Here is a 24,317-nt window from a genome sequence, read left to right on the forward strand (position 1 = left end):
GATGACATCTGATAAGTCAAAACTTGGTTTTTATCTTTTACTTTCACCACTCATATTGTGGTTGATGACGCTAATTGTTTTGCCACATGTCGGCATGTTTTTCGTCTCGATCAGCGAAAAAGTTGGTGTTCGTCAATATGAAACCGGTCTTGGCAATTATGCTGTGTTTTTCAATGAACCACTTTATTGGAACACATTTGCTCGTACAGCTTATATGTCCATTGCTGCAACGTTTTTAACGCTGCTGATCGGATTTCCAATTGCTTATTACATCGCCAAGCTCACCAAAGGGCGCACGAAAACCACTTTGTTTTTAATGTGCCTCATTCCATTTTGGGTCAGCGAACTGGTGCGCACTTTTGGCTGGATGATCTTGCTGCGCGAAACAGGCGTTGTCTCTAGCTTTATCCAATATATCGGGCTCGTCGACGGTCCTATTGAGTTTTTATACAATGATGCCGCGATCATGACGGGTCTTGTTTATACCTCCATGTTGTTCATGGTTGTTCCGCTGGTCACCACGCTGGATAGCCTTGATGATAGCTTGATTGAGGCAGGTTATGATTTAGGCGGTAACGGATATACCATCCTGCGCGAGATCATTATTCCTCATGCAATGCCAGGCATCGTCTCAGGCTGTATTGTGGTCTTCATGTTATCTCTTGGTAATTACCTCACGCCAATTTTGCTGGGTGGCAAAGATAGTCTGTGGTTCACGGGGCTCATCTATAGTCAGTTTATCACGCGATTTAACTGGGAACTTGGTTCTGCCTTTGGGTTCTTGTTGCTTGGATTGTCGTCACTCATTGTGTTTGTTGGATTAAAACTATCTCGACAATCGCTCACTGAAACGATGGGGCGCTGAGATGATTACAGGTATCAAACAAAGCCCGTTCTTCACATGGTCCTATCGCGCCTATGTGATCCTCTTTTTCATCTATTTGGCGCTACCATTAGCGGTGGTCTGCGTTTTCGCCTTTAATGATAGCCAATTCCCATCACTACCTTGGGACGGGTTTACATTAAAGTGGTTCTTCGGCACTGAATCGCCATCCATCGGCGTGTTTAACGAACGATCTATCATTCGTTCAATCGGTACGTCAGCATTTGTTGCTTTCTGGGTTGCTGTCCTATCTGTATTTGTTGGCACCTGTAATGCATTCTTATTCACGCGATATGAGTTCCGCGGAAAATCATTTCTCTACATCGTCATGTTGTTGCCGTTGATTATCCCAGGCATCATTTTGGGTATCAGCATCTTGGTGTTCACTTCCAATATCGCCAACTTTTTAGAAAACGCCACCGGCCTTTGGTTTGATAATTTAAGACCGGGACTTATTCTGGTGATCCTGGGTCAATTCTCATTCATTACGACGTTTGCCACACTCGTAATTTCTGCAAGGTTGCAGAAGTTTGACCTAAGCTTGGAAGAAGCTGCGCTCAATTTAGGAGCTACAAAGCTCGGCGCAATTCGATCAATCACATTGCCATTTTTATATCCGGCGATGATTGGGGCAGGGGTGGTTGCTGTCTTGATGAGTTTTGAAAACTTCAACACCACTTTGATGCTGGTTGGTTCAGATGCGCCGCTAACAATTACAATGTTTGATCGTTTAAAGCTCGGTTCGACACCTGTACTCAATGCGGTTTCATTGTTGTTAATGGTCGCGTCTGCCGTGCTCGGATTAATGTCGTTACTTTTGCAGAAAAAATCTGACTAAAAGCTATTCGATCCTGCGTGTTGAAGTTCACAAGTTTTATGACACTTCGATGACGATTATTGAAACAAATTGTTCAGAATTAATGATAACGCAGCCCTCAGCAAGTTTTCCACAATCGCTCTTTCAAATTTCTAATCGATGAATTTTAAATTTGTTGAGATGATGATGGTAATTTAGATAAAGATATATAAATCAATTAGTTAAATGATTTTTCTGAATCAATTTCTCCCTATTCCCCACTCCCAAAACGTTAAAATTTCCATCATCAGAAACGATCGAATTTCATTGTCATAAAACTTTATTATTTCCGTCATCAAACTGAAAACTGAGCCCCCTAGGTTTGAGCCAGCTGAGACGGAGGCTATTTTAATGCTGCTCGAAATTCGTGATCTAACAAAAAAATTTGGTACTGCAACTGCAGTCAATAAAATTAAGTTTACAGTCGAAAAAGATCAATTCATCGGTATCGTTGGTCGTTCGGGTGCAGGCAAATCAACCGTCTTGCGGATGTTAAATCGTCTCGCGGATCCAACCGATGGTTCGATTGTTTTTAATGGTCGCGATGTCACTAAACTTGAGGGTGCTGACAAACGTAAATGGCAATCTGATTGCGCTATGATCTTCCAGCAATTCAATCTCGTGCCGCGCCTTGATGTTGTTTCAAACGTCTTGCATGGCACATTAAACAAACGCAACACGCTGGCAACAATGTTCAATCTCTTCCCAAAGGAAGATGTTTATACTGCGATCGATCTTTTAGAGCGCCTTGGCATCCAAGAGCATGCTATGAAGCGCGCTGAGGCGCTATCAGGCGGGCAGCAGCAACGTGTCGCAATTGCACGCGCGATGATGCAAGATCCGCAAATTATTTTAGCGGATGAGCCAATTGCCTCGCTTGATCCAATGAATGCGCAGATTGTGATGGATAGTCTTCGCCGCATTCATGAAGAAGATGGTCGCTTGGTGATCTGTAACCTTCATACACTTGATACAGCGCGTAAATATTGTGACCGCGTGATCGGTATGCGTGATGGCAATATCGTATTTGATGGCACTGGCGCGGAGCTCACAATCGATGCAGCGCGCGAAATTTATGGTGCAGATGAGAGCTTTTCAGAATCGGCAACTTCAACCAGCGTTGAAAGCCTTGCCCAAACAAATCACGAGCTCGGTGAGCTTGCATGATAAAATACCAGCCCCGCAAACACCGGGGCTTTTTTATGTCCAAATGGAGAAATGGAAACATGAAAAAACTAGCATTAGCCCTTTTGGCTACAACATTGATGACAGGTGCTGCAGCTGCTGATAGCATGGAGAAAATCTCAGAATTCCGTATTGGTATCTTGGGTGGTGAAAACGCTCAGGACCGTATGAATTCTTACCAGTGTCTTGCTGACAAAACGACTGACCTACTTGGTGTAGAAACAAAATTGTTTGCACCTGCTGATTACGCTGGTGTTATCCAGGGTCTTCTAGGCGGTACAATCGACATGGCATGGCTTGGTGCATCTGGTTACGCAAAAACATATTTGTCTGACCCAGAAGCTGTTGAGCCTGTACTTGTAAAAGTAAACGTTGATGGTGGCTTTGGTTACTACTCAGTTGGTTTTGCACGTAAAGATTCAGGTGTAAATTCACTTGAAGATCTTAAAGGTAAAACATTTGGTTTTGGTGATCCAAACTCAACATCTGGTTACTTGATCCCTTCAATCGAAATTCCACAGCAAATCAATGCAACTATGGAATCTGGCGATTACTTCGGTGAAGTTAAGTTCACAGGTGGTCACGAGCAAACAATCGTTGCTGTTGCAAATGGCGAAATCGAAGGTGGCGTAACTTGGGCTGATGGTCTTGGCGAATGGGAAGATGGCTACAATTCAGGTGCTCTTCGTAAAGCTGTGGACGCTGGTCTTGTTGACATGAACGACATGGTCAAAATCTGGCAGTCAAAAACAATCCCAGAAGGCCCAATCGTTCTTCGCAAAGCGCTTCCAGCTGACGTTAAAGTTAAAATGACTGGTCTTGTGGCTTCTTTGAAATCACTAGATCCTGATTGCGCATACGGTGTTGCTTCTGGTGAAACTAAAGGCTTTATGCCAATCACGCATGAGGCTTACGAAGTGATCATCGAAGCTCGTAAATTGAAATCTAACTAATCGATTTCTAACCTATTGAGACCACCCCGCATTTGGGGTGGTCTTTTTCTAAGCTCTCACACTTAAAGAATGAAAATGTCGACACAAGCCATAGAAAATTCTGCGGCGCCGGATCTGCGCGAAAGATATCTCGCCCAAGTTCAGCGCAAGCATTTGTATAATGCCATATTCTTGTTGGTATTCATCGCGTTGTTTGTCAGCGGGTTTATGACCGCAAATGACAGAAACGCAGGTGGGTTTTGGAATGGCTTGCCAAACATCTTCGATTTTCCAGCTGAAATGTGGGATGATGCCAGTCAGAAACTCGCACAATTTCCAGCTCATTTTATAAATTTCCTACCGAGCTTGCTTGAGACCATTAACATCGCTGGTGCTGCCACATTAATTGGCGCCATCGCAGGTGTGTTTATCTCGCTGCTCGCAACGCGCGGTCTTGCAAAATGGCCGCGTTTAATCCCAGCATTTCGTCGAGTATTGGATGTGCTGCGCGCCGTGCCTGAGATTGTCATCGCGCTGGTTTTAATCTTTATCATGGGCGGTGGCCCAGTTCCGGCGATGATTGCCATCGCGTTGCACACAATTGGTGCGCTTGGGAAACTATTTTCAGAAGTGAATGAGAATGCCGATATTAAATCTGTCGAAGGATTAGAATCTGTTGGCGCAACATGGTTTCAGCGCATGTGGCTTGGTATACTGCCACAAGTTATTCCAAACTATTTAAGCTATGCGCTTTTGCGTTTTGAGATCAATATCAGAGCGTCTGCGATCCTTGGTTTCGTTGGTTCTGGTGGTATTGGTTATGAGCTGAAAAACGCCATGAGTTGGGGTAAAGGCAAGTATGATGAAGCAGCTGTGATCTTCATCCTGTTGTTCCTAACAATTGTCCTTGTGGATCAACTATCCGGTTATGCAAGAAATAAATTGATCGGAGAAAGCCGATGAGCACGATTGTAGCCAATAACAAAACCAAGCTCCGAACACTGGTTGATAAAAACTTTTTGCGTATGAAGCTGGTCGCATTTGGTGTGCCATCACTCATTCTGCTTTACTTTGTTTATATCGCGATTTCGTTCGACTTTGCAGGAATTACAGAGCGTGCAAGGCTCGATAAAGCATCTACTTTGTTATCCGATACTTATTCTTACAAGACCCATGTGACGAAATCTAATCGCGGGGCAGGTGATTTCACAATTGCTATTGAAGGCGAGAAAAAGGGTCGCTATCCGCAAGGTGAAACGCCAAACTGGGTCAATATTGAAGGTGATAATGCCACTGTTACATTGGCACCGGGTCACGTTGTCGAATTTGTTGGAAAAACGGTTTTCTACGATATCCCGGGTTACGGACTTGTAGAAGTTGAACCGAAAAATTCTGGTATCACGCTCAATCTACCAACCGACGAAGTCCCTGATTTCATCAGCGCATCGAAAACAAGAGTTTCTATCACAACAGATGCTGGCCGCATTGCTGTGACGAAATCAAAAACGGATGTGTTTAGATATTTCTATGGTTGGGAAATGTTCTTCTTCACCCTTGATAGCCCATTTTATGGCATGAGTTTTACCGATGTGATTGGATCAGCATTTTCGTCAGACCGGATTGATCCCGCCGAAAGCAATTTCAGCGCAATGTGGAATGACTTTTGGTATAACTCCATGTGGCGTCATCTAGAAATCGCTTGGGCCTTGTTTGAGACTATTCTAATGGCGTTCTTGGGCACAATTGGTGCAGCGTTAATTGCATTGCCACTTGCCTTTATGTCCGCACGTAATTTCTCACCTGTGTGGTTAGCGCGTTTTTCTGTGCGACGGGTCTTCGACTTCTTACGCGGGGTGGACGGTCTTATCTGGACAATTGTTTTATCACGTGCCTTTGGACCTGGACCTTTAACAGGCGCCTTAGCGATCTTGCTTACTGATACAGGTACATTTGGTAAGATGTTCTCTGAAGCACTTGAAAATGTGGACCAAAAGCAGATTGAAGGCATTCGATCAACCGGCGCAAAGCCGTTGCAACGTTATCGTTTCGGCGTGATACCGCAGTTGATCCCGATATTCTTAAGCCAGATCTTATACTACCTTGAATCCAACACACGTAGTGCCACAGTCATCGGAGCGATCGTCGGTGGTGGTATTGGCTTGCACCTAACTCAGGCCATTATCACAGGTAAAGACTGGGAAGAGGTGAGTTATTATATCATTCTGATCATCTTGATGGTGATGATGATGGACACGCTTTCAGGCTGGCTTCGTAAGAAACTGATCGGTGGAAAAAGCTAAAGATGCGCAAGGTTTTAATCACCGGCGTAGGGCGGGGTATCGGTTATCAGCTTTGCAAATCAGCACTAGAAGATGGCGCATATGTTTATGGAAGCGCGCGCACTCATTCAGATGCTGATAAACTAAAGAATGAGTTCGGTAAGAACTTTACCCCATTGGTGTTTGATGTTCGCGATCAAGAAGCGGTGTCAAAAGCGCTATCAGATATCAAGAAGTTAGATGTTCTCATCAATAATTCAGGTATTATCGGCCCCGATGATACCAGCACCGTTTCTGCATCAATTGATGAGTTTGTTTCGGTTTTTGAGATAAACACCATTGCGCCACTAAGACTAGCGCAACTTGTTCTGCCAAAACTCAAAGCTTCAAGCCGTCCGGCCATCCTGTCTGTTTCAAGCCAAATGTCATGGATGGGATATGCAAAATCAGACCATATTTCCTACCGCGCATCCAAAGCAGCCTTGAACAAAATCATGCAAGGTTTGGCAACTGACCTGGCGCAGCATAAAATTCCTGTATGTGTCGTCGATCCCGGTTGGGTGCGCACAGATATGGGCGGAGAGAGTGCCGATAACGATCCAGCAGATGTCGCTGCGGGTATATGGCAAATCGCCCAGGGTCTAGACATGAATATGTCCGGTAAATTCATGCAATGGACCGGTAAAGAAAGAGACTATTAATATGCCAAGATTATCGGAAGACGTCTTCTTGCATCCTGATTGTGATGTCAGCAATACAACATTTGGTCGCTACACCGAGCTTGGTCGCGGTACCCGTATCTTAAACAGCGAAATCGGTGATTATTCATATACCGATCGCTATGCCGATATTGCAAATACCACTGTTGGGAAGTTCTCCAATATAGCTGCATTCTCTCGGATTGGGCCAACAGATCATCCAATGAATTTGGCCAGCATGCATCACATGCTCTATCGCACAAATGATTATTGGGATGGCGTTGAACGCTGGGAAGAGTTTTTTGAAAAACGGGCTTCGCGCCGAACAATAATCGGCCATGATACTTGGATTGGTGCGCAGACCATTATCAAGCCGGAATTAAATATCGGTCATGGATCGGTGATTGCTGCCGGCAGTGTGGTCACTAAAGATGTACCACCTTTTATGATTGTTGCAGGGGTGCCCGCCGTACCGATTAGAAAACGTTTTGAAGATGATATTGCCGAGCGCTTAACCGCGCTTGCATGGTGGGACTGGAGCCATGAAGCATTGCGTACCGCATTGCCAGATTTCAGATCGTTGCCGATTGAGGCGTTTTTGGAGAAATACGAAAATCAATAATCCAAACAAAAAAAGCGAGTTCGAACCAGAACCCGCTTTAATAAATGCTAACGGCCACCAAGTTGAATTGCTGGCCGTTTTTTTATCGAAATTATTCAAGGCCCATGCAGTTTGCATAATAGGTCACGGTTGCAGGCCAATCTGAGAAGATACCAACAATACCAACATCTTGCGCGAGCACATCCAGCATTTCAAACATCACGCCGTCTGTATTGGTCACATCTTTGATGGATTGATAATACCAGCCGCCACCGGATTTGAGTGGACCGGAGCGTTCAAGCGTCCAAGTGATAATATTAAGACCGGCTTCTTTCGCTTTGATCGCGTATTCTGACGGTACGATATTGCCGTCTTTAAGAGTTAGAAGCATCCACATCGGAGGTGCGATGTAGTTTACACCTTTTTCTGCAAGCTCTTCCATTGAAGGCTTAAACGTTGCTGCATCATTGTAATCGAAGTCTTTGCGGTTGTAGCTCGCATCCAAATAAACAGCTTGCTTGCCAAACTCAGGTTCATTTTCAATCCAATACAGTACGTCGTCAAGGTTAAACGATTGCGCATACACATCCGCTGCAGGAACACCAGCAGCTTTGTATTCATCGATCATTTTCTGAGCGTAATCTGCTTGTGTGAAGCCATCAAACGGCATCTCGACAGATGGTGATTTGAGTTCCGGTGTAAATTTAAGACCCAATGATTTAAACATCTCAATGGATTCCGCATGGGTCATTAAAGTACCAACTTCACCAGCATATAAATCTGTGCGCCATCCAGCTGTACCCCCAAGATATCCTGCAACATCCGTTGCGGATCGGTTAGCTGCATCCATTTTGCCCTGCAAAGTGCGAAATTCAGCTAGTGTAACATCTGATGCACGGCATTCAGCTGATGCTTTTTCATCGCCAGATGCAGGTGTGAAGCCCTTGGTACATTTTGGCGCCAAATCTGATGCAAGAATATTGGTCGTTGTATGAAGATCGTTTTGCGCATGGCGACAAACAAGCTCCTTGTCTTTGGTAAAGGTTACATCACATTCCATGATGCCAGCACCCATACGAGCGGCGGCCGAATATGATTCTTTGGTATGCTCAGGAAATTGCATAGGAGCACCACGGTGACCGATGGAGAAATCTGATTTTTTAAAATCCATGCCTGAACAGGAAAGCAGTTTTTCCTTCAGGGCGCTTTGTTTCATTTGATCAATCAAATAATAGGGGCGAGGGCCCAATTCAACATCAGCCGCATGTGCGGGAAGAAGAGGTAAGAGGCAGGCAAATGCTGCCGCGGTCATTGGAAGTTTTATCATAAAATTTACCTTGGGAGTGTTTCAGTACAAGGGAATTTTTAATCAAATATTATGACAGTACAATATAAGTATTGTTACGTGTTGACTAAGTATTTATGACATTTTATTGTCAGTATTTTTAATAACAAGTTCAATATTATTGCCCGAAAACCAGGTGCGGCCATATTCTATAATATTGCCATCCGTGTCGCAATTCAGCGCCAATGATCGCAATAAAGGCGCTCCAGGCTTTAGTTCCAAATGTATCGCTGTCGTTGCGTTACACAAGACTGCGGTCAAACGTGTTTCGAGACGATAGTAATCTTTTATACCGCATGATTTCAAAGCTATTGTGACAGAATTTGTCTCGACAAGTTTGTTCAATAAATTCGGCAGTCTATTGGCCGGGTAGGCTGAAATTGAATGCGCTGCAGGCTGATCATTGATAAAGGCAACAGCCTCATGAATGTGTACAAGACTTCCAGTCTTAATCTTAAGTGCCTTGGCTTCTTCTTTCGTTGCCTCACGTGTTTCAAAATGAAGGGTCCGCTTCTTAGCTTTATGTCCTTCACCATCGATGGATTGGTGAAAACGAACGCGTTTTCCGATCTCATATTTCGCAGGATTAGCGGAGACAAACACACCAGATCCTTGTTTGGAAAAGACAATGCCATCTTCGGAAAGGCTCGACAGTGCATGTCGAACCGTATGACGATTGACTTTAAAGCGTTCGACAAATTCAGCTTCGGTGGGCAGTTTTTCACTCGGTTTATAGATGCCATCTGAGATATCGCTCTGAATTATTTCAGCAATGGTTTTCCAAACAGCCTTTGTTTTCCGACCCTTAGGGCTTTTTTCAGTCATGTCACAGAACTTTCACAAAAATAGCATGGAAATTACACACAAATCGTGCAATATTTGTCTAGTTGTATAGATATGCAGATAATTTAGGAATTTGTCTAGATGAAATCTTCGCTAGAAAGAAAAAAATGGATGAGTGTGTTGGCAAAAGCACCATCTGAGCTTCTATCAAACACATTTTCAGATGTGGTGGAGCGTCATAGCCTGGCCCCCAAATTTACTTGGTTACGCAAGCCAGAAATTGGCGGCGTGATGGTTCAAGCAAGAGCAGGGGCGACAGGTGCACCGTTTAATTTTGGTGAAATGACGGTCACGCGCTGTTCGCTGAAACTAGATAATGGCGATGTAGGTCACGCCTATGTGCAAGGGCGCGACAAAGACAAAGCTGAAAAAGCTGCGATCATCGATGCTTATTTGCAGGGTGAAAAGGCTGATATTTTTGCTGCCAATATCATTACACCAATCGAAAATGCGCTTGCTGCCGTTAAAGCAAATCGCGAACAAAAAGCAGCCAAAACGAAGGTCGATTTCTTCACATTGGTTAGAGGAGAAGACTCATGACCGCAACAAGTTCATTGGAAGGTGGCTTTACAGACGCACCGGTTGAATCAGCGCAAAGCTTCCGCAAAATCATGAATGTGATGGCGAAGCCCGGCACAATCGAGGAACTTTCGGTCGCTGTCCCACCCGCACCATTATCAACTGCGGCAGGTTCCTTACTTCTCACTTTATGTGACGCACAGACACCGATCTATCTTGCAGGGAAATTCGATAATCCAGAGATCAAGCAATGGATTACGTTCCACTGTAATTCACCTTTTTCAGATGCCGAAAACTGCATGTTCGCATTGGGTGCATGGGATGATTTACAGCCATTGCATGATTTCCCGATTGGTACTCCTGAATATCCCGATCGCTCTACAACATTGATTGTGGAAAGGGATGAACTCACAGCATCAGGTACTGAACTTTCAGGCCCAGGGATTAAAGACACTCATCAGCTTTCGTTGCCAGAAGTAACCGCTTTTAAAAAGAACGCCATGTTGTTCCCACTAGGTCTCGATTTCTACTTCACATCTGGTGAAAAAATTGCGGCCTTGCCACGAACAACGAAAGTCAAACTCAGCGCGGAGAATGTTTAATGTATGTAGCTGTAAAAGGTGGGGAGCGCGCCATTGATGCCGCGCATGAATGGCTATCTGAAGAACGTCGCGGTGATCGTAGATTGCCCGCCATGTCGCTTAAACAAATCATTGAGCAATTATCTTTAACCGTTGCGCGTGTGATGGCTGAGGGTTCGCTCTACGATCAAGACCTTGCGGCACTTGCGATAAAGCAATCACGCGGTGATTTAATTGAAGCCATCTTTTTGATGCGTGCCTATCGGACAACATTGCCTAGATTTGGATATTCCAATCCAATTGATACTGGCAAAATGAATTGTATTCGCCGGATTTCAGCAACCTTTAAAGATGCACCGGGCGGGCAAATTTTAGGACCAACATTTGACTACACACACCGACTGCTCGATTTCAAACTCGCAGCAGAAGGTGATGACCAAATATCGGATGACGAATATGATACACTTAAAGTTCATCATGAAGTCCATGAACAGTCGAAAGACATCCCGCATATCACGGAGTTTCTCAACAAAGATGGCCTTATTCAAACCGAAGTGGAAAGCAATACTACGCCGGATGATCTAACCCGCGAGCCGCTTGAATTACCAGCATCTCGTGCGTTGCGTTTGCAAGCGTTGACGAGAGGCGATGAAGGCTTCGTGCTTGGATTGGCTTATTCGACGCAGCGAGGATATGCCCGCAACCACGCTTTTGTCGGCGAATTGCGCATCGGTTTTTGCGATGTGGAGATGGATATTCCTGAGCTAGGGTTCTCAATTGATATTGGTGAAATTCAGGTCACAGAATGTGAGACGGTCAACCAGTTTAAGGGTTCGAAAAAAGAGCCACCGCAATTCACGCGCGGTTACGGTCTGGTCTTTGGTCAATCTGAGCGTAAGGCCATTTCCATGGCGTTGGTTGATCGTGCCATGCGTTGGAAAGAGCTGGGTGAGGACTTTGTTGGTGCGCCTGCGCAGGATGAAGAGTTTGTGCTTTATCATTGCGATAACATCCAAGCGACCGGGTTCTTGGAGCATATCAAATTGCCGCATTACGTTGATTTCCAATCTGAACTCGAACTGATCCGGAAAATTCGCAAAGAGGCATTGGCACATCAAGAAGCTGCCAAGTCAGAAGATAATCAGCCTTTGGAGGCAGCAGAATGAGCGAATATAACTTTGCCTATTTGGATGAACAAACAAAACGCATGATCCGTCGTGCGATCTTAAAAGGCTTGGCAATTCCTGGCTATCAAGTGCCATTTGCCAGCCGCGAAATGCCAATGCCTTATGGATGGGGTACAGGTGGTGTGCAGGTTTCAGCTGCATGTTTGATGCCAGAAGACGTGCTTAAAGTCATCGACCAAGGTGCTGATGACACGACGAACGCGGTTTCAATCCGTAAGTTCTTTGAAAAAACAGCTGAGGTAGAAACAACGGCAGCGACTTCAGAAGCAACGCTTATCCAAACGCGTCACCGTATCCCTGAAGAAGATCTCACTGAAGATCAGATCTTGGTGTATCAGGTGCCAATTCCTGAGCCATTACGCTTTTTAGAGCCGCGTGAAACGGAAACACGGAAAATGCATGCGCTCGAAGAATATGGCCTTATGTATGTGAAGCTTTATGAAGATATTTCACAGCATGGGCAGATCGCAACGTCCTATTCCTATCCGCTTAAAATCGAAGATCGTTATGTGATGGACCCATCACCAATTCCAAAGTTTGATAATCCGAAAATAGAAATGTCTGCGATCCAATTGTTTGGGGCAGGGCGTGAGCAACGCATCTACGCTGTACCGCCTTACACCAAGGCGGTCAGCCTTGATTTTGAGGATTACCCATTTGAAGCGATGAAGGCCGACGGATGCTGCGCACTTTGCGGTGCAGATCATACATATCTCGATGAAGTGATCATCGATGATGATGGCGGGCGGATGTTTGTTTGCTCTGACACCGACTATTGCGAAAGCAGACGTGCTGCGGGCCATGTTGGCACGCAAGGTACCCCACAAAATCAAGAGGCAGCGACATCATGACACCGCTACTACAAGTTAACAATATTGAGAAAAATTACGGCGCGAGATTGGGCTGTAAAGATGTCTCGTTCGATCTTTATCCTGGCGAAGTTATGGGAATTGTCGGCGAAAGTGGGTCGGGCAAATCCACGTTGCTCAACTGCCTAGCTGGACATTTAGAACCTGACACAGGCGAAGTTTTATTCAACACTCGAATTGAAGGCATGCGCGATACGTTGAAAATGTCAGAGCCTGAGCGTCGCATGCTTGCACGTACAGATTGGGCCTTTGTTCATCAAAATGCCCGTGATGGCTTGCGGATGGGTATTTCAGCGGGCGGTAATATGGGTGAACGCCTCATGGCCGTTGGCGACCGTCATTATGGCCAAATTAGAACTCAGGCAACCGAATGGCTTGAAAAGGTCGAGATTTCCGAAGAGCGCATCGATGATCGTCCAAGCGCATTTTCTGGTGGCATGCAGCAACGTTTGCAAATCGCTCGTAATCTGATCACAGGCCCACGCCTTGTCTTCATGGATGAGCCAACAGGTGGTCTCGATGTGTCCGTGCAAGCGCGCTTGCTGGATCTTATTCGCAGCCTTGTGCGTGAATTAGGATTGTCAGCCATCATCGTAACCCACGATTTGGCCGTAGTTCGCCTGCTAGCAGATCGATTGATGGTGATGAAATCAGGCCACGTTGTTGAAAGCGGTCTCACCGATCAGGTGCTTGATGATCCGCAAGATGCATACACCCAATTGCTCGTGTCTTCAGTTTTACAGGTATAGTCATGATTGAGATTAAAAACGTATCAAAAACCTTCACATTGCACAATCAAAGCGCAACATCGATCAATGTTATGCGTGATGCAAATCTGTCGGTAAAACCTGGGCAATGCGTTGCTTTAACGGGGAATTCAGGCTCAGGTAAATCAACGCTCATGCGCATGATTTACGGCAATTATCTCACCCAGGAAGGCGAGATTTTGATCAATGGTGTGGATGTTGTTCAAGCTGAACCGCGTGAAATCATTGAATTGCGCAAATCGACTTTAGGTTATGTCAGCCAGTTCTTGCGTGTGGTACCGCGTGTGTCGACTTTAAATGTTGTCGCTGAGCCGCTCTTGAAAATCGGTGTTGATGCAAACACTGCAGAAGATCGTGCGAAAGAGCTTCTTACACGCCTGCGTATTCCGCAAAATCTATGGCAATTATCACCGCTGACATTTTCAGGTGGTGAGCAGCAGCGTGTTAATATCGCGCGCGGATTTGCACATGAATATCCTGCTATGTTGTTGGATGAACCGACAGCGAGTTTGGATGCTAAAAATCGAGAAACAGTGCTGACACTGATCGAAGACGCCAAAGCGCGTGGTGCAGCGATCATCGGTATTTTCCATGATGAAGCAGCGCGTGATAGGGTCTGCGATCAGCAGATCGATGTTTCGATCTTCACACCAAAGGCAGCCGCATAATGGACAACGCATCGGGCCAACTCATCACAATCATAGGACCTTCCGGGGTAGGGAAGGATTCCATAATGTTTGCCTTGAAAGAGCAGTGTCCGGATGTGCATTTGGTCAAACGCGCCATCACCCGGCCGGAAGAAGCTGGTGGTGAAGATTTTACTGGCGTCAGCGCAGAAGAATTCGCGCAAAGAAAAGCCAAGGGTGATTTTGTTTTAGATTGGTCCGCCCATGGCCTTGAATATGGCATCCCAAAAGAGATCGATGATCTTCTTTATGATGGAAAAATCGTTGTCTTCAACGGTTCACGCTCAGCTTTACCGAGTTTTGAAGCAAGATATCCGGACATTAAAACCGTCATGATCATGGCGAGCCATGAGACCTTGTCAAAACGCTTATCAAATCGCGGTCGAGAAACAGCAAGCGAAGTAGAACGCCGCTTAAAGCGCGCTAGCTACAAAGTACCTGAGGCTAAAAATATGAGCGTGATTTCCAATGATGGAGAGCTGCAGCAGGCCGTTGATCAGTTAAAGAAATTGATCATCCCAGAAACGGAAAGCGATCAATGATCTCAAAACGTCCATCTTCTCTTTCGCCATATAGACACAGATCAACCGCTTCAACGGGTGTGTCCAATATTGGTTTGAGATGGTCGGTCAAACGATCACACACAATTTGTGCGTTTTGTTCAGATAGTTTGCCGGTGAGTGTGAGATGAAACTTGAACTCTTCAAAGATATAGGGATAGCCCCATTGGAGCATCAATTCATCTTGTCGTGGCGTCAGTCTGGATTTGTCGCGCCGCTTGGCGATGTCTTCTTCGTTCAGGGGCGCTCTAAAATCATCGAAATGCGTGACAATTCCGGATGCAAACTCACCGAATTCATCAGAAGCGTTTTCTTGAATAATCGCAACGAAGCTACCCAATCTCGCGACTTTCATTTTTCCAATTGTGAATGGTTTATGTTGATCGCAATATGCTTTCATCGCGGCCTTCAAACCATCAATGATTTTTTCGTCATGAAGTCTAAACGGCGCTTTGAGCGTGCCATGAAAACCATATTTTTGCGGCGTTGCAACCAAACTTTCAATTGGCCCAGGCAGGCCATCAATGTCGGGGTGAGCAACGCTTTTCGCATGCTCTACATCCCATCCCAACCAATTGCCACCAAATTCCCAAAGAGCGGTTTGAGAGCCGGGTGCGAAGAAGATCGCCACACGTTTAAAAAGCGTCATAAAACTGTTCCATACTTAGTTTATGTCACACAACCACAACAATATTACAGCATTGTTACGAAATAGGTATTTCCATGAATAATCACCAGATCATCGATCAGCAAACACAAGCACTTCCGGTTAATGAGGTGGTGTTTACAAATGCGCAGCTTCTCATTGGAGATGAAGTGGTCAAAGGTTCGTTGAAAGTGGAAAACGGCCTGATCACCGATATCGACGCATCCAGTGTTTCAGTGCGCGGGATAGACTGTGAGGGTGATTATTTATCTCCCGGACTTGTTGAATTACATACTGATAATTTAGAACGCCACTTGCAGCCGCGTCCTGGTGCCCATTGGCCAAAACAGGCGGCGATTATCTCTCATGATGCGGAGCTTGCAGGTGTAGGTATTTCGACCGTGTTTGATGCTTTGCGCGTTGGTTCTTTGCCATCTGAAGGCAAACGTGGTGGCTACAGCAAATATGCGCGGGAAGTTGCGACGAATATTGGCGACATGCGCACACAAAATCTGCTGCGTATTAATCACCTTTTGCATTTGCGCGCTGAAATTTGCTCAGAAACGCTGATCGAGGAAATCGAAGAGTTTAGCGCAGAAGATCAGGTGGGTATCGTAAGTTTGATGGACCATACCCCCGGCCAAAGACAATTTCGTGATTCTGCAAAATTGGCAGAATATCTTCGCGGGAAGCATTCAATGACTGATCCGGAGATTGAAGCGCATTTTGATCGTCTTAAAAAGCTACAAGCTGAAAACGGTCAACGCCACAATGATGCTGCTTCAAACAAAGGTCGCGAGATGGGGGCAATTCTTGCAAGCCATGATGACACAACGGAAAGCGATGTGCTCGCGTCGGTTAAAACGGGTGTTGGCGTTGCCGAATTTCCCACCACGCTTGAGGCTGCACGTGCATGCCGCGCCCATGGAATTGGCGTGATGATGGGTGCACCAAATCTGCTTCGCGGTGGATCTCATTCAGGTAATGTTGCTGCACATGAACTCGTCGAGCATGACCTATTGGATATCTTCTCATCAGATTATGCACCGTCATCTTTGCTTGCAGCTTCTGTTAGATTGGGTCTTGAAAGCGGTAACATGGCAAATGGCTTGGCTAAAGCGACATCAGCACCGGCAAAAGCTGCAGGTCTTAAAGACCGTGGTGAATTGGCCATTGGTCAGCGCGCTGATATCTTGCGCTTTAAAGTCGCCAATTCGTTGCCGATGACCAGAGGATTATGGGTCTCAGGAAACCGCGTTGCATAATGCATTTACTGCAAAAAAATTCCCCTTTGCTAAAGTCAGACAAGACATGTCTCGACCTTTAGTAAAGGGGTATGGCTTCCCAAAATTTTTATCTCGAATTCTGGAGTAAGGGATACTCCTTAAGGTCCATCGGCGCGGCGGATGCCGATCAACCATAATTCTTCATCTTTGTTGCCAAATCGGTTGATCAATCCCATTTGATGGCAGAAATTTTTTAAAATGACCTTGTGTTAGGGATAGGGTCACCTTCTAAGGGGCCATGGAATGCAAATTGAACTGAATTGGTACGCAAGGAAATTAAGTACAAAAGATACTTTTACTGTTATCGTCGGCGTAAAATGACGTAAGTTGATGTAACACATGGGCTAATTACATGTCACAACACTTATCTGTGCAGATTGTAACAGGATGTGAATTTCGCTGGCTCGACGCTCAAAGTTCTCAGAATGCTAAAGCCAGAGAATGTGTAAAATAAAGTCTGATATTAGACGACATTTTTTGGAGCAAACTCATTGATGATGTGAAAGATGGTAGGCCGGTCAAGTTCGTCTTTACCTATACGGAAATCGGCACCATATTCTTCAAAGTCATTAAAGTAATCAGTTCTCACATTCGTTGAAACAATACCAATGGGGCCGGTATATCCTTGAGCGCGTAATTTGGGTGCAGATTTTCGAAAGTCATCTTCAAAAAGTAGCTGATTATCAAGCAAGATCATGTCTATTTCCTGCGCGCCTAGGGTTTCGCAGGCTTCCTCGATTGTTTGCTTGCACACCAGGTCAATCTTATGGTTTTCGGTGTCGCGACATAAACTTTGCATAATTTCAAATTCAGTTGGATCGTCATCCACGAAAAGCAATTTGATTTTAGTAGATTTCGTGTCCATGTCAGCCAAGTTATCGCTCATCTGCTACTGAATAAGGCCGGTGCGAATTGCTGCCGCCACCATTTGTGCTCGATTATTAACTTGCAGCTTCTGCTGCACTCTTGCCGTATAGGAATTCACTGTGTGCTCGGATAAACTTAGGATCACAGCAATTTCCTGGGATGTCTTGCCTTCCGCACTCCATTTTAACACCTGCAATTCGCGTGGTGTTACAGTTGGCAAGCTGCTCGGAACCAAAACTGTTTCGTGGTACTTTTGGAAAATTAAAGATGAATGATAGTGGGCTTCTGCAAGCGGCAACTTTTTAATATTGTTTTTCTGCATCAAACCAACCAACACATAATGCCGTGATGTTGCAGAATGGATAGGAAAGGTCACGGCGCAAGAATTTACGGACCCTTCATAAAAATCAAAAGATTCAGATGTCTCTTCCTGTGTCCAAATTTTAGGAACAATGGATGATTTGGCTTGTGAGAAAATCATGTTCTCTTCGCCAATGGTCAATACATTTAAGTTAGCTGGTACCCCATCTGAGCTATCAATCGCCACACAGGCTGCATTAATATTATTATCATCAGGCCAGGTGTTCAAATCCAGCAACGCTAACATATCAATATGATAATAGCGGCACATAACTTTATATAGACGGTAGAAATCGAGATTGTTGACGGCGTTCTCAATATCGGAAAGAAAATCGGTTGTAATCATCGACATAACTTTCCCCCCGATAGAAAATTGCCCCGTAGAATCCCCTCAAATAAAGGGTTTCAGCGCTTATATATACTAAATGGAAAGAATACAAACGGAAAAATCCCTTCTTTGTATCAATTTCATTCCCGCATATTTAAGCAAGGAAATGTTCGCTGCAACGCCATGGCATGTATTAGCAATTAAGAATCGAATAACGTCCTTAAGGCAAATACTATTTTGATAAAATGCTAATATCATTCCGCGACCTTAACGTTGATAGGGTCGCCTTACAAAGCGATTCAGTAGAATTACGGAATAAGGACCCTCGAACCTGATTATGCTGCTTTTTGTTAAAAATAAACATTTTTATTGAACTTATAGATAATTTGGTGGGAATATGCGCAAAATAAGGCGGTTTTAGTAATAATTACCTGAAAAAATCGAAAAATCGTACCAAAATTAGATTTATTTACGCGTTCTCTAGTCTGACTGTAATTCCAATGAAGAGGAAACGCGCCGTAATGAGGAGCTAATTGGTTATATGATTCCACATGACAGAGCTAAATGACGATTAGTTATACAAATGTGGCTTATCTGAACGTCCTAAACGATAATCTTTAGCTATTTCCAAGATTTTTGATCAGATTGATGGTGTATTTTCTCACCATAACGCTCACATACGCTCACAGTTGCACACTTTAACCGGGGTGTTTCTTGCCCTTTGTGCAGAAAAAATAGTTGTTTTGAAAAAAGTTTAGTCTTTTTTCGCGAGCACCTTTGTGAATTCTTAATCCGCGTTAACCTTTGTTTGTAAGGCTTTAGCCCTTACCCATCACACAATTCATCATCTCTTCACACGCAAGCTCACGGATGCGTGTGTATATGTTAATTTATTTCCTCGTTTTTCCACCCTACATTTAGCTCATCGAAACGAACACGGGTTTCCACAAAACACCCTGAAGCGCTTTGATAAAAACAAACTTGAAACTTTAATTGAAACAAACCGGTGCACCACAAACAAACTTAAACGCACCACACTTAAAAGGACTAAAATTATGAAAACTCTTATCGCTCTTGCTACTGTATCAATGATGGCTGTATCTGGTGCTTCTGCACTGTCTTTCGGTCAAGTTGACAACCACAATATCGGCAACCAAGACGCTATTGCAGCAATCGGCGCTGGCGACGGTCAAATCAGCTACAAAGAACTTAGCGATGCTATCCCAGGCGTTTCTGCAGCTGACTTTGATGCAGCCGATGCAAACGGCAATGGTAAATTGTCACCAACTGAATTCCGCACAATTGGATAATATCGGTGGCTAATCCCCAAAAGCGTTAATTCAAACGACCTCCTTTTTAGAAGCCTTGCTCCTATATCCTCCCTATCAGGATCAGGGCTTCTGAAAACAACCAACCACATTTATGAAACAATCGGTGCTCCACAAACTTAAACGCACCACACTTAAAAGGACTAAAATTATGAAAACTCTTATTGCTCTTGCTGCTGTATCAATGATGGCTGTGTCTGGTGCGTCTGCACTATCTTTCCACCAAGTTGAAAGCGACCGTGGCGTTACCAATGAACTCAACACACTTGGTGATGGCTTCATTCAATACAAAGAGCTTCGCAACAAAACGGGTCAATGGGACCGTGCAGACTTCAACGCAGCTGACGCTGATAGCAATGGTAAATTGTCACCATCTGAATTCCGCACACTTGGATAATCAGTAAGACGATCATCTGACCAAGGATGGCATATCCCTCCCAAATGCCATCCAAACAGATGTAAAGTTACAGAACCAGAGCCCGTTGCTCGGATATCGCGATTATTTAAAACCGTTAAACCTCAACGGTCACCCCATACACATCAACGCGATATTCCTGCCGGGCTCTTTTCTCGACCAATGCTAAATGATCAACGAGCAAAGACCCCATCTGATTAAACCTTATTAAAGACAACAAACTTCAAGCCAAATACCAACTGAATACAAATCAGTTACACTCCTGTTGGTTATTTTTTAAGTTTGTTTCTAACCAACACGAAAAAGCCCCGCGTTCAATCCGCGTGGGCTTTTTTGCTTAAGAGAGACGGTTTACGATTTCGAAAGTGCAACAATCCCATCGCCTTCCAATCGGCAAGGATACCAGTCTTTTCGGATTTGACCTTGAATGGACTGGTAATATTTGATGCTTGGCTCGTTCCAATCAAGAACCTGCCAATCTATGCGCGCATATCCGCGATCTAGTGCGATTTGACTTAGCTGGCGAAATAACGCTGTACCAATTTTATTGCCGCGGTGCTCAGGGCTTACGTAAAGGTCTTCTAAATAAAGCCCTGCTTTGCCTTCCCAGGTTGAATAGCTTTGGAAAAACAGCGCAAAACCAACGGGTGTGCCGTCCAGTTCGGCAATCAATGCTTCAAATGGCGGACGGTCTGAAGAAAGCTGAGCTGCAAGTTCCGCTTCAGTCACCTTCACGGCATCTGGCTCTTTTTCATAAATAGCAAGCTCAAGAATAAATCCGCGAATGATGGATGCGTCTTTAGCCGTTGCTGGGCGAACAAGTGTGCTGGACATGTTGGTATCTCTGATTAAAATTTACTTGGGATCCATTGCATATATTGAAGGCAGATCCAATATCTTAAAACCAGATTTTCATAACCGCTTGAAACAATTTTTATTCTTGTTATCGTATCATTCAAACTCATTGAATTTGGGAGGATAAAATGAGAGCAGCAGAGCAGCCCACCGCAGCGGATATCAGCCATCCAATTAGTTCTAAAGTTACCACTCAACTAAAAGATATTAAAAAGAAACTGCCACTACGTGTTTTAAGCGAGGACGATTGGCAACATTGGATTACCAAAGGCTATGTCATAGTCCGCAATGCCGTGCCTAAGGAAAATGCTGACAGATTGGCAGAATTGCTTTGGGAATTTGACGAAAAGGATCCAGATGATCCGTCAAGCTGGTATGCTCCTGAGCGACGTCCGCATGTTCGTGCCGAGTTAAACAATGCCGGCATGGTTGAGATATATAATCATCAATATCTTTGGGATAACCGAATGGAACAGCGCGTTTATGATGCTTTCGTTGATATTTGGGACACCGAAGAGCTTTGGACAACAATTGATCGTGCAAATCTTAACCCTCCAAAACAAGATAAGTCGGGCGAACAATTGGGCTTTATACATTGGGATGTTGATACAAAGCAGCGCCCTTTACCAATTGGTGTTCAAGGCGTTTTAAGTTTAAAGAAACAAGACAGTGAAACCGGTGGTTTCCAATGTATCCCATATTTGTTTGAGCATTTCGACGAATGGGAGAAAACTCAGCCAGAAGATCGCAATCCGATCTTACCAGATGCAACGGGGTTAGAGCGCGAAGACATCTCAATGGAACCGGGTGATTTAATGATATTTAATTCGTTGCTGGCACATGGTGTGAGACCGAATTTTTCTGATAACCGCGTGCGTATGGCGCAATATATCTCTATGCATCCTGCAGAATATGACAATGTTGAGGAGCGAGAGGAGCGCGTGCGTTTATGGCGTGAAATGGAGCCGCCGAACCGACCAGATTTTCCCGGTGATCCGCGCGAATGGGAAAAGAAAAACGCAGCACCAGCGGTTTTAACTGAATTGGGTGAAAAGCTGCTTGGTTCTAAACCTTGGTAGTTTAAAACGCTTAATCCACACACGATTCGCGTACGATTTTGGCGCGTTTCATGTCATAAAAATATAGATTGTCCGCTGTGAGATGCACACCGCAAATCCAGCGGTCAATTCCATTTTGCATGACGTGGTTGGCGTTACGCTCCATGACCTGCTTGCCAAATTCTGTTAAATGTATTTTCTGCTTGAAATAGTTTTGAATTTGATCGCCATTTTGCCGCCCGGAAGCTTTTGAAGTGGAGTAAATCACGTTGTGTCCGGCGATCACCGGGGTGACACATGTGCCAAGTTCATCGATATACCGCGCAAAAGACAGATCCCCCATAAACTTTGCAAGCTCGCAATTTTGCATGTGATGAAACAGCCGTCCAATTTCTGTTGGACCGTTCAAAAGCAAAGTGAGTGCGTTGAAAATAGATGTTGGTAGTCCAGACTGACTATCCGGATATTCCATCACCAGACGTCGAATAGCAGGTGCAACGAATGGCATGTCTTGATTGTCTAATACGCGGATTAAATCATCCGGTGTTTTCTGTGTCAGCGCACGCCATGCTTTTGCAGCATAAGCTTTCATTTCTTGTGTGACAGGTTTGGCAAGGGTCGTAAGTGCTTGAAAAGCATCATTATCCATCTCGCCGAGATAGTTATCAGATTGGACAAGATAAAAATCCTGCTGTTCCAAATTATGGTGCGCAAAATCTAATATCTGCAAGAGTTGCAATTGGTCATATAAATCATGCTCAAACCAGAGTTCAACGCGTTCATATTCATTAAGATAAAACAAGGTTTTATCGCGTTCTTTAAAACCTTGAAGGATATCTTGGAGGTCGCCACCATCAAATTTTTGGATAAAATTCGCCCGTGCTTCAGAGCGTTTGGCGAGTGGCATATGACCTTCGACTGGCCCTTCGTGTAAAATGTCGCGCCATAGCACAACCTTATCGGCCAGTTTGAGTTCTTCAATTTTGGTGCCGGCTGAATCGCCATTTGTGTAAATTAACTTCATTCAGAAACCTCATCAAACCGCCAAGTTTGAGTATGATTGTGTCACTGAATATGTTGGACAAAGAGGAATAAACGAGCCCACGTTCTTGCCGCCTTGCTATTTTTACATAAAATGACACACTCTTTTTGAATTTGGTAACCTGGTCATACAACACACAAAATTGACCCAAGGTGTAACTTAGCGCGGGAATGCGGCTCTGACAATCCAATCTCTTTTAAAACCAGTTTTGCTTCTATTACCGGCACTTATACCGTCATGGCGGTTTTTTGATTCAATCGCGCCAAGTCCTCGTATTGAATACGCATGGTTTGACAAAGAAACGGATGTTCAGACTTGGACCGAATATCACCCCAAACCAGATAATCATTCGTTTGGCACTATGCTTATACGAATGCTCTACAATCCGGCTCGCAATGAAACTTTATTTGTCTCTAGTTGTGCAGAACGGCTGATAAAGGATGAACGTGAATATGCAAATCATAGCGCGCGCGAAATATTTGCGCGCATTGAGCAAGATGTTGATGCAGGTTTGATCAAACAAACGGGGCAATATTTGAAGTTTCGCTTAGCTTTCATTTCTCGCCAAAATGAGGATTTGGAAAAACATATTGTATATATCTCCAAGGCAAAGAAGCTTTCATTAAAGGGTGCTGCATGAGTATTGATCTTGCGCTGCGTCTTACCGAAATTATGCTTGGTCTTGCGTTTATTCAACAGTCCCTTGAGCATTTGCATCGCCCGCGTGATGAGAAAATACTGTTTTCCATTAGGCTATTTCTCAGTCTTGTTTTGGTCTTTGGGATTATAACTCAATGGGTGCTTATCGGCTTGCTCGGGTTGTCGCTTTTCATCCTAAAACGTTTCAAAGGCCCTTATAACGGTGGAAGCGATCGCATGGGATTGCTAATTCTCATGTGCCTTGCACTTGCACATATTGCACCGGATATATTTTGGCAGCAAATCGCGTTTGGTTATTTAGCTATCCAATTGATTTTATCGTATTTTATTTCTGGATGGGTGAAAATTGTAAATGCTGAGTGGCGAACGGGCAGGGCATTACAGGACGTGTTTGCTTTTACGATCTATCCTGTTTCAAAACAACTAAGACATTTTGCAGATCAACCCAAATTGCTGCGTGTTATGTCTTGGTGTGTTATGGGATTTGAACTTGCGTTTCCATTTGCGTTATTAAACCAATATGCGCTTTATATCGCGCTTTTGATCGCAGCAATATTTCACTTGGCAAACGCGTTTCTATTTGGTTTAAATCGGTTCTTCTGGATTTGGTTATGTGCCTATCCATCACTCTTGTGGTTCCAGGGCCAATTCATCTAAACCCTTTTGCCAATTGCCCAAATG

28 protein-coding genes are annotated in these 24,317 nt (G+C 44.4%); 21 read left to right on the top strand and 7 right to left on the bottom strand.

The genetic code is table 11. The features are described from left to right. Position 1 precedes the first annotated feature (1 nt). The 8 genes from ACZ1GZ_RS09410 (at position 2) to ACZ1GZ_RS09445 (ending at position 7,455) form a co-directional block, all read left to right on the top strand. The gene (locus tag ACZ1GZ_RS09410; protein ID WP_472664595.1) at positions 2-865 is read left to right on the top strand and encodes an ABC transporter permease; all 864 of its coding nucleotides are present in this window, start codon (positions 2-4) and stop codon (positions 863-865) included. A gap of 1 nt (position 866) precedes the next feature. Then, positions 867-1,721 carry an ABC transporter permease gene (locus tag ACZ1GZ_RS09415; RefSeq protein ID WP_472664596.1) on the top strand — a complete coding sequence of 285 codons (855 nt, stop codon included), beginning with the start codon at positions 867-869 and terminating at the stop codon, positions 1,719-1,721. 372 nt (positions 1,722-2,093) lie between these two features. Further along, complete coding sequence (gene phnC, locus ACZ1GZ_RS09420; RefSeq protein WP_472668273.1) at positions 2,094-2,906, top strand: phosphonate ABC transporter ATP-binding protein; 813 nt, start codon at positions 2,094-2,096, stop codon at positions 2,904-2,906. A 59-nt stretch (positions 2,907-2,965) separates the two neighbouring features. Next, on the top strand, positions 2,966-3,877 hold the full coding sequence (phnD, locus tag ACZ1GZ_RS09425; protein ID WP_472664597.1) for a phosphonate ABC transporter substrate-binding protein: 912 nt from the start codon (positions 2,966-2,968) through the stop codon (positions 3,875-3,877). A gap of 75 nt (positions 3,878-3,952) precedes the next feature. Further along, positions 3,953-4,819: a phosphonate ABC transporter, permease protein PhnE gene (phnE, locus tag ACZ1GZ_RS09430; protein ID WP_472664598.1), complete on the top strand. Its 867-nt coding sequence runs from the start codon at positions 3,953-3,955 to the stop codon at positions 4,817-4,819. Next, positions 4,816-6,156: a phosphonate ABC transporter, permease protein PhnE gene (gene phnE / locus ACZ1GZ_RS09435; protein WP_472664599.1), complete on the top strand. Its 1,341-nt coding sequence runs from the start codon at positions 4,816-4,818 to the stop codon at positions 6,154-6,156. The genes phnE (ACZ1GZ_RS09430) and phnE (ACZ1GZ_RS09435) overlap by 4 nt, the downstream gene beginning before the upstream one ends. Positions 6,157-6,158: 2 nt before the next feature. Further along, positions 6,159-6,836 carry an SDR family NAD(P)-dependent oxidoreductase gene (locus tag ACZ1GZ_RS09440; RefSeq protein WP_472664600.1) on the top strand — a complete coding sequence of 226 codons (678 nt, stop codon included), beginning with the start codon at positions 6,159-6,161 and terminating at the stop codon, positions 6,834-6,836. 1 nt (position 6,837) lies between these two features. Next, positions 6,838-7,455 (top strand): LbetaH domain-containing protein, encoded by a 618-nt coding sequence (locus ACZ1GZ_RS09445; RefSeq protein WP_472664601.1) that lies wholly within the window; start codon positions 6,838-6,840, stop codon positions 7,453-7,455. 91 nt (positions 7,456-7,546) lie between these two features. Here the strand turns inward: ACZ1GZ_RS09445 and ACZ1GZ_RS09450 are convergent, their stop codons facing one another. Both ACZ1GZ_RS09450 and phnF read right to left on the bottom strand, forming a co-directional pair. Further along, a complete protein-coding gene (locus ACZ1GZ_RS09450) occupies positions 7,547-8,761 on the bottom strand; it encodes a glycerophosphodiester phosphodiesterase family protein (RefSeq protein WP_472664602.1) in 1,215 nt (404 codons plus the stop codon). A gap of 93 nt (positions 8,762-8,854) precedes the next feature. Next, the gene (phnF, locus tag ACZ1GZ_RS09455; RefSeq protein ID WP_472664603.1) at positions 8,855-9,604 is read right to left on the bottom strand and encodes a phosphonate metabolism transcriptional regulator PhnF; all 750 of its coding nucleotides are present in this window, start codon (positions 9,602-9,604) and stop codon (positions 8,855-8,857) included. 99 nt (positions 9,605-9,703) lie between these two features. Between phnF and phnG the strand changes: the two genes are divergently transcribed. Genes phnG through phnN form a run of 7 tightly spaced genes read left to right on the top strand, consistent with a single transcriptional unit; the run spans position 9,704 to position 14,773 of the window. After that, complete coding sequence (gene phnG, locus ACZ1GZ_RS09460; RefSeq protein ID WP_472664604.1) at positions 9,704-10,162, top strand: phosphonate C-P lyase system protein PhnG; 459 nt, start codon at positions 9,704-9,706, stop codon at positions 10,160-10,162. Then, positions 10,159-10,743: a phosphonate C-P lyase system protein PhnH gene (phnH, locus tag ACZ1GZ_RS09465; protein ID WP_472664605.1), complete on the top strand. Its 585-nt coding sequence runs from the start codon at positions 10,159-10,161 to the stop codon at positions 10,741-10,743. The genes phnG and phnH overlap by 4 nt, the downstream gene beginning before the upstream one ends. After that, positions 10,743-11,888, top strand: coding sequence for a carbon-phosphorus lyase complex subunit (locus tag ACZ1GZ_RS09470; protein ID WP_472664606.1), 1,146 nt, complete (start codon positions 10,743-10,745; stop codon positions 11,886-11,888). The genes phnH and ACZ1GZ_RS09470 overlap by 1 nt, the downstream gene beginning before the upstream one ends. Next, entirely contained in the window at positions 11,885-12,760 is an 876-nt protein-coding gene (locus ACZ1GZ_RS09475) for an alpha-D-ribose 1-methylphosphonate 5-phosphate C-P-lyase PhnJ (protein ID WP_472664607.1), read from the top strand. The genes ACZ1GZ_RS09470 and ACZ1GZ_RS09475 overlap by 4 nt, the downstream gene beginning before the upstream one ends. Then, positions 12,757-13,527 (top strand): phosphonate C-P lyase system protein PhnK, encoded by a 771-nt coding sequence (gene phnK, locus ACZ1GZ_RS09480; RefSeq protein WP_472664608.1) that lies wholly within the window; start codon positions 12,757-12,759, stop codon positions 13,525-13,527. The genes ACZ1GZ_RS09475 and phnK overlap by 4 nt, the downstream gene beginning before the upstream one ends. Before the next feature lie 2 nt (positions 13,528-13,529). After that, positions 13,530-14,213, top strand: a complete 684-nt coding sequence (gene phnL / locus ACZ1GZ_RS09485) for a phosphonate C-P lyase system protein PhnL (protein ID WP_472664609.1) — start codon at positions 13,530-13,532, stop codon at positions 14,211-14,213. Beyond that, complete coding sequence (phnN, locus tag ACZ1GZ_RS09490) at positions 14,213-14,773, top strand: phosphonate metabolism protein/1,5-bisphosphokinase (PRPP-forming) PhnN (RefSeq protein ID WP_472664610.1); 561 nt, start codon at positions 14,213-14,215, stop codon at positions 14,771-14,773. The genes phnL and phnN overlap by 1 nt, the downstream gene beginning before the upstream one ends. Here the strand turns inward: phnN and ACZ1GZ_RS09495 are convergent. Beyond that, on the bottom strand, positions 14,745-15,440 hold the full coding sequence (locus ACZ1GZ_RS09495; protein WP_472664611.1) for a DUF1045 domain-containing protein: 696 nt from the start codon (positions 15,438-15,440) through the stop codon (positions 14,745-14,747). The genes phnN and ACZ1GZ_RS09495 overlap by 29 nt on opposite strands. Positions 15,441-15,514: 74 nt before the next feature. Between ACZ1GZ_RS09495 and ACZ1GZ_RS09500 the strand changes: the two genes are divergently transcribed. Next, positions 15,515-16,702 carry an alpha-D-ribose 1-methylphosphonate 5-triphosphate diphosphatase gene (locus ACZ1GZ_RS09500; protein ID WP_472664612.1) on the top strand — a complete coding sequence of 396 codons (1,188 nt, stop codon included), beginning with the start codon at positions 15,515-15,517 and terminating at the stop codon, positions 16,700-16,702. A gap of 484 nt (positions 16,703-17,186) precedes the next feature. On the opposite strand, the gene ACZ1GZ_RS09505 is transcribed toward ACZ1GZ_RS09500, so the two are convergent. Together ACZ1GZ_RS09505 and ACZ1GZ_RS09510 are read right to left on the bottom strand one after the other, a co-directional pair. After that, entirely contained in the window at positions 17,187-17,588 is a 402-nt protein-coding gene (locus tag ACZ1GZ_RS09505) for a response regulator (protein WP_472668274.1), read from the bottom strand. A gap of 24 nt (positions 17,589-17,612) precedes the next feature. After that, positions 17,613-18,302, bottom strand: coding sequence for a response regulator transcription factor (locus tag ACZ1GZ_RS09510; RefSeq protein WP_472664613.1), 690 nt, complete (start codon positions 18,300-18,302; stop codon positions 17,613-17,615). 1,031 nt (positions 18,303-19,333) lie between these two features. Between ACZ1GZ_RS09510 and ACZ1GZ_RS09515 the strand changes: the two genes are divergently transcribed. Together ACZ1GZ_RS09515 and ACZ1GZ_RS09520 are read left to right on the top strand one after the other, a co-directional pair. Then, positions 19,334-19,588: a hypothetical protein gene (locus tag ACZ1GZ_RS09515; protein WP_472664614.1), complete on the top strand. Its 255-nt coding sequence runs from the start codon at positions 19,334-19,336 to the stop codon at positions 19,586-19,588. A 169-nt stretch (positions 19,589-19,757) separates the two neighbouring features. Beyond that, a complete protein-coding gene (locus ACZ1GZ_RS09520; protein ID WP_472664615.1) occupies positions 19,758-20,003 on the top strand; it encodes a hypothetical protein in 246 nt (81 codons plus the stop codon). Positions 20,004-20,372: 369 nt separating this feature from the next. Here the strand turns inward: ACZ1GZ_RS09520 and ACZ1GZ_RS09525 are convergent, their stop codons facing one another. Next, complete coding sequence (locus tag ACZ1GZ_RS09525; protein WP_472664616.1) at positions 20,373-20,855, bottom strand: GNAT family N-acetyltransferase; 483 nt, start codon at positions 20,853-20,855, stop codon at positions 20,373-20,375. 149 nt (positions 20,856-21,004) lie between these two features. Here ACZ1GZ_RS09525 and ACZ1GZ_RS09530 point away from each other — a divergent pair, with 149 nt between their 5' ends. Continuing rightward, complete coding sequence (locus ACZ1GZ_RS09530; RefSeq protein WP_472664617.1) at positions 21,005-21,955, top strand: phytanoyl-CoA dioxygenase family protein; 951 nt, start codon at positions 21,005-21,007, stop codon at positions 21,953-21,955. A gap of 10 nt (positions 21,956-21,965) precedes the next feature. Here ACZ1GZ_RS09530 and ACZ1GZ_RS09535 read toward each other — a convergent pair whose 3' ends face one another. Beyond that, a complete protein-coding gene (locus ACZ1GZ_RS09535; RefSeq protein WP_472664618.1) occupies positions 21,966-22,958 on the bottom strand; it encodes a hypothetical protein in 993 nt (330 codons plus the stop codon). 391 nt (positions 22,959-23,349) lie between these two features. On the opposite strand from ACZ1GZ_RS09535, the gene ACZ1GZ_RS09540 reads away from it, so the two are divergent. Together ACZ1GZ_RS09540 and ACZ1GZ_RS09545 are read left to right on the top strand one after the other, a co-directional pair. After that, positions 23,350-23,616: a hypothetical protein gene (locus tag ACZ1GZ_RS09540; RefSeq protein ID WP_472664619.1), complete on the top strand. Its 267-nt coding sequence runs from the start codon at positions 23,350-23,352 to the stop codon at positions 23,614-23,616. After that, the gene (locus ACZ1GZ_RS09545; protein WP_472664620.1) at positions 23,613-24,293 is read left to right on the top strand and encodes an HTTM domain-containing protein; all 681 of its coding nucleotides are present in this window, start codon (positions 23,613-23,615) and stop codon (positions 24,291-24,293) included. The genes ACZ1GZ_RS09540 and ACZ1GZ_RS09545 overlap by 4 nt, the downstream gene beginning before the upstream one ends. Positions 24,294-24,317 lie beyond the last annotated feature (24 nt).

Source organism: Lentilitoribacter sp. JB5-8 (assembly GCF_055693385.1).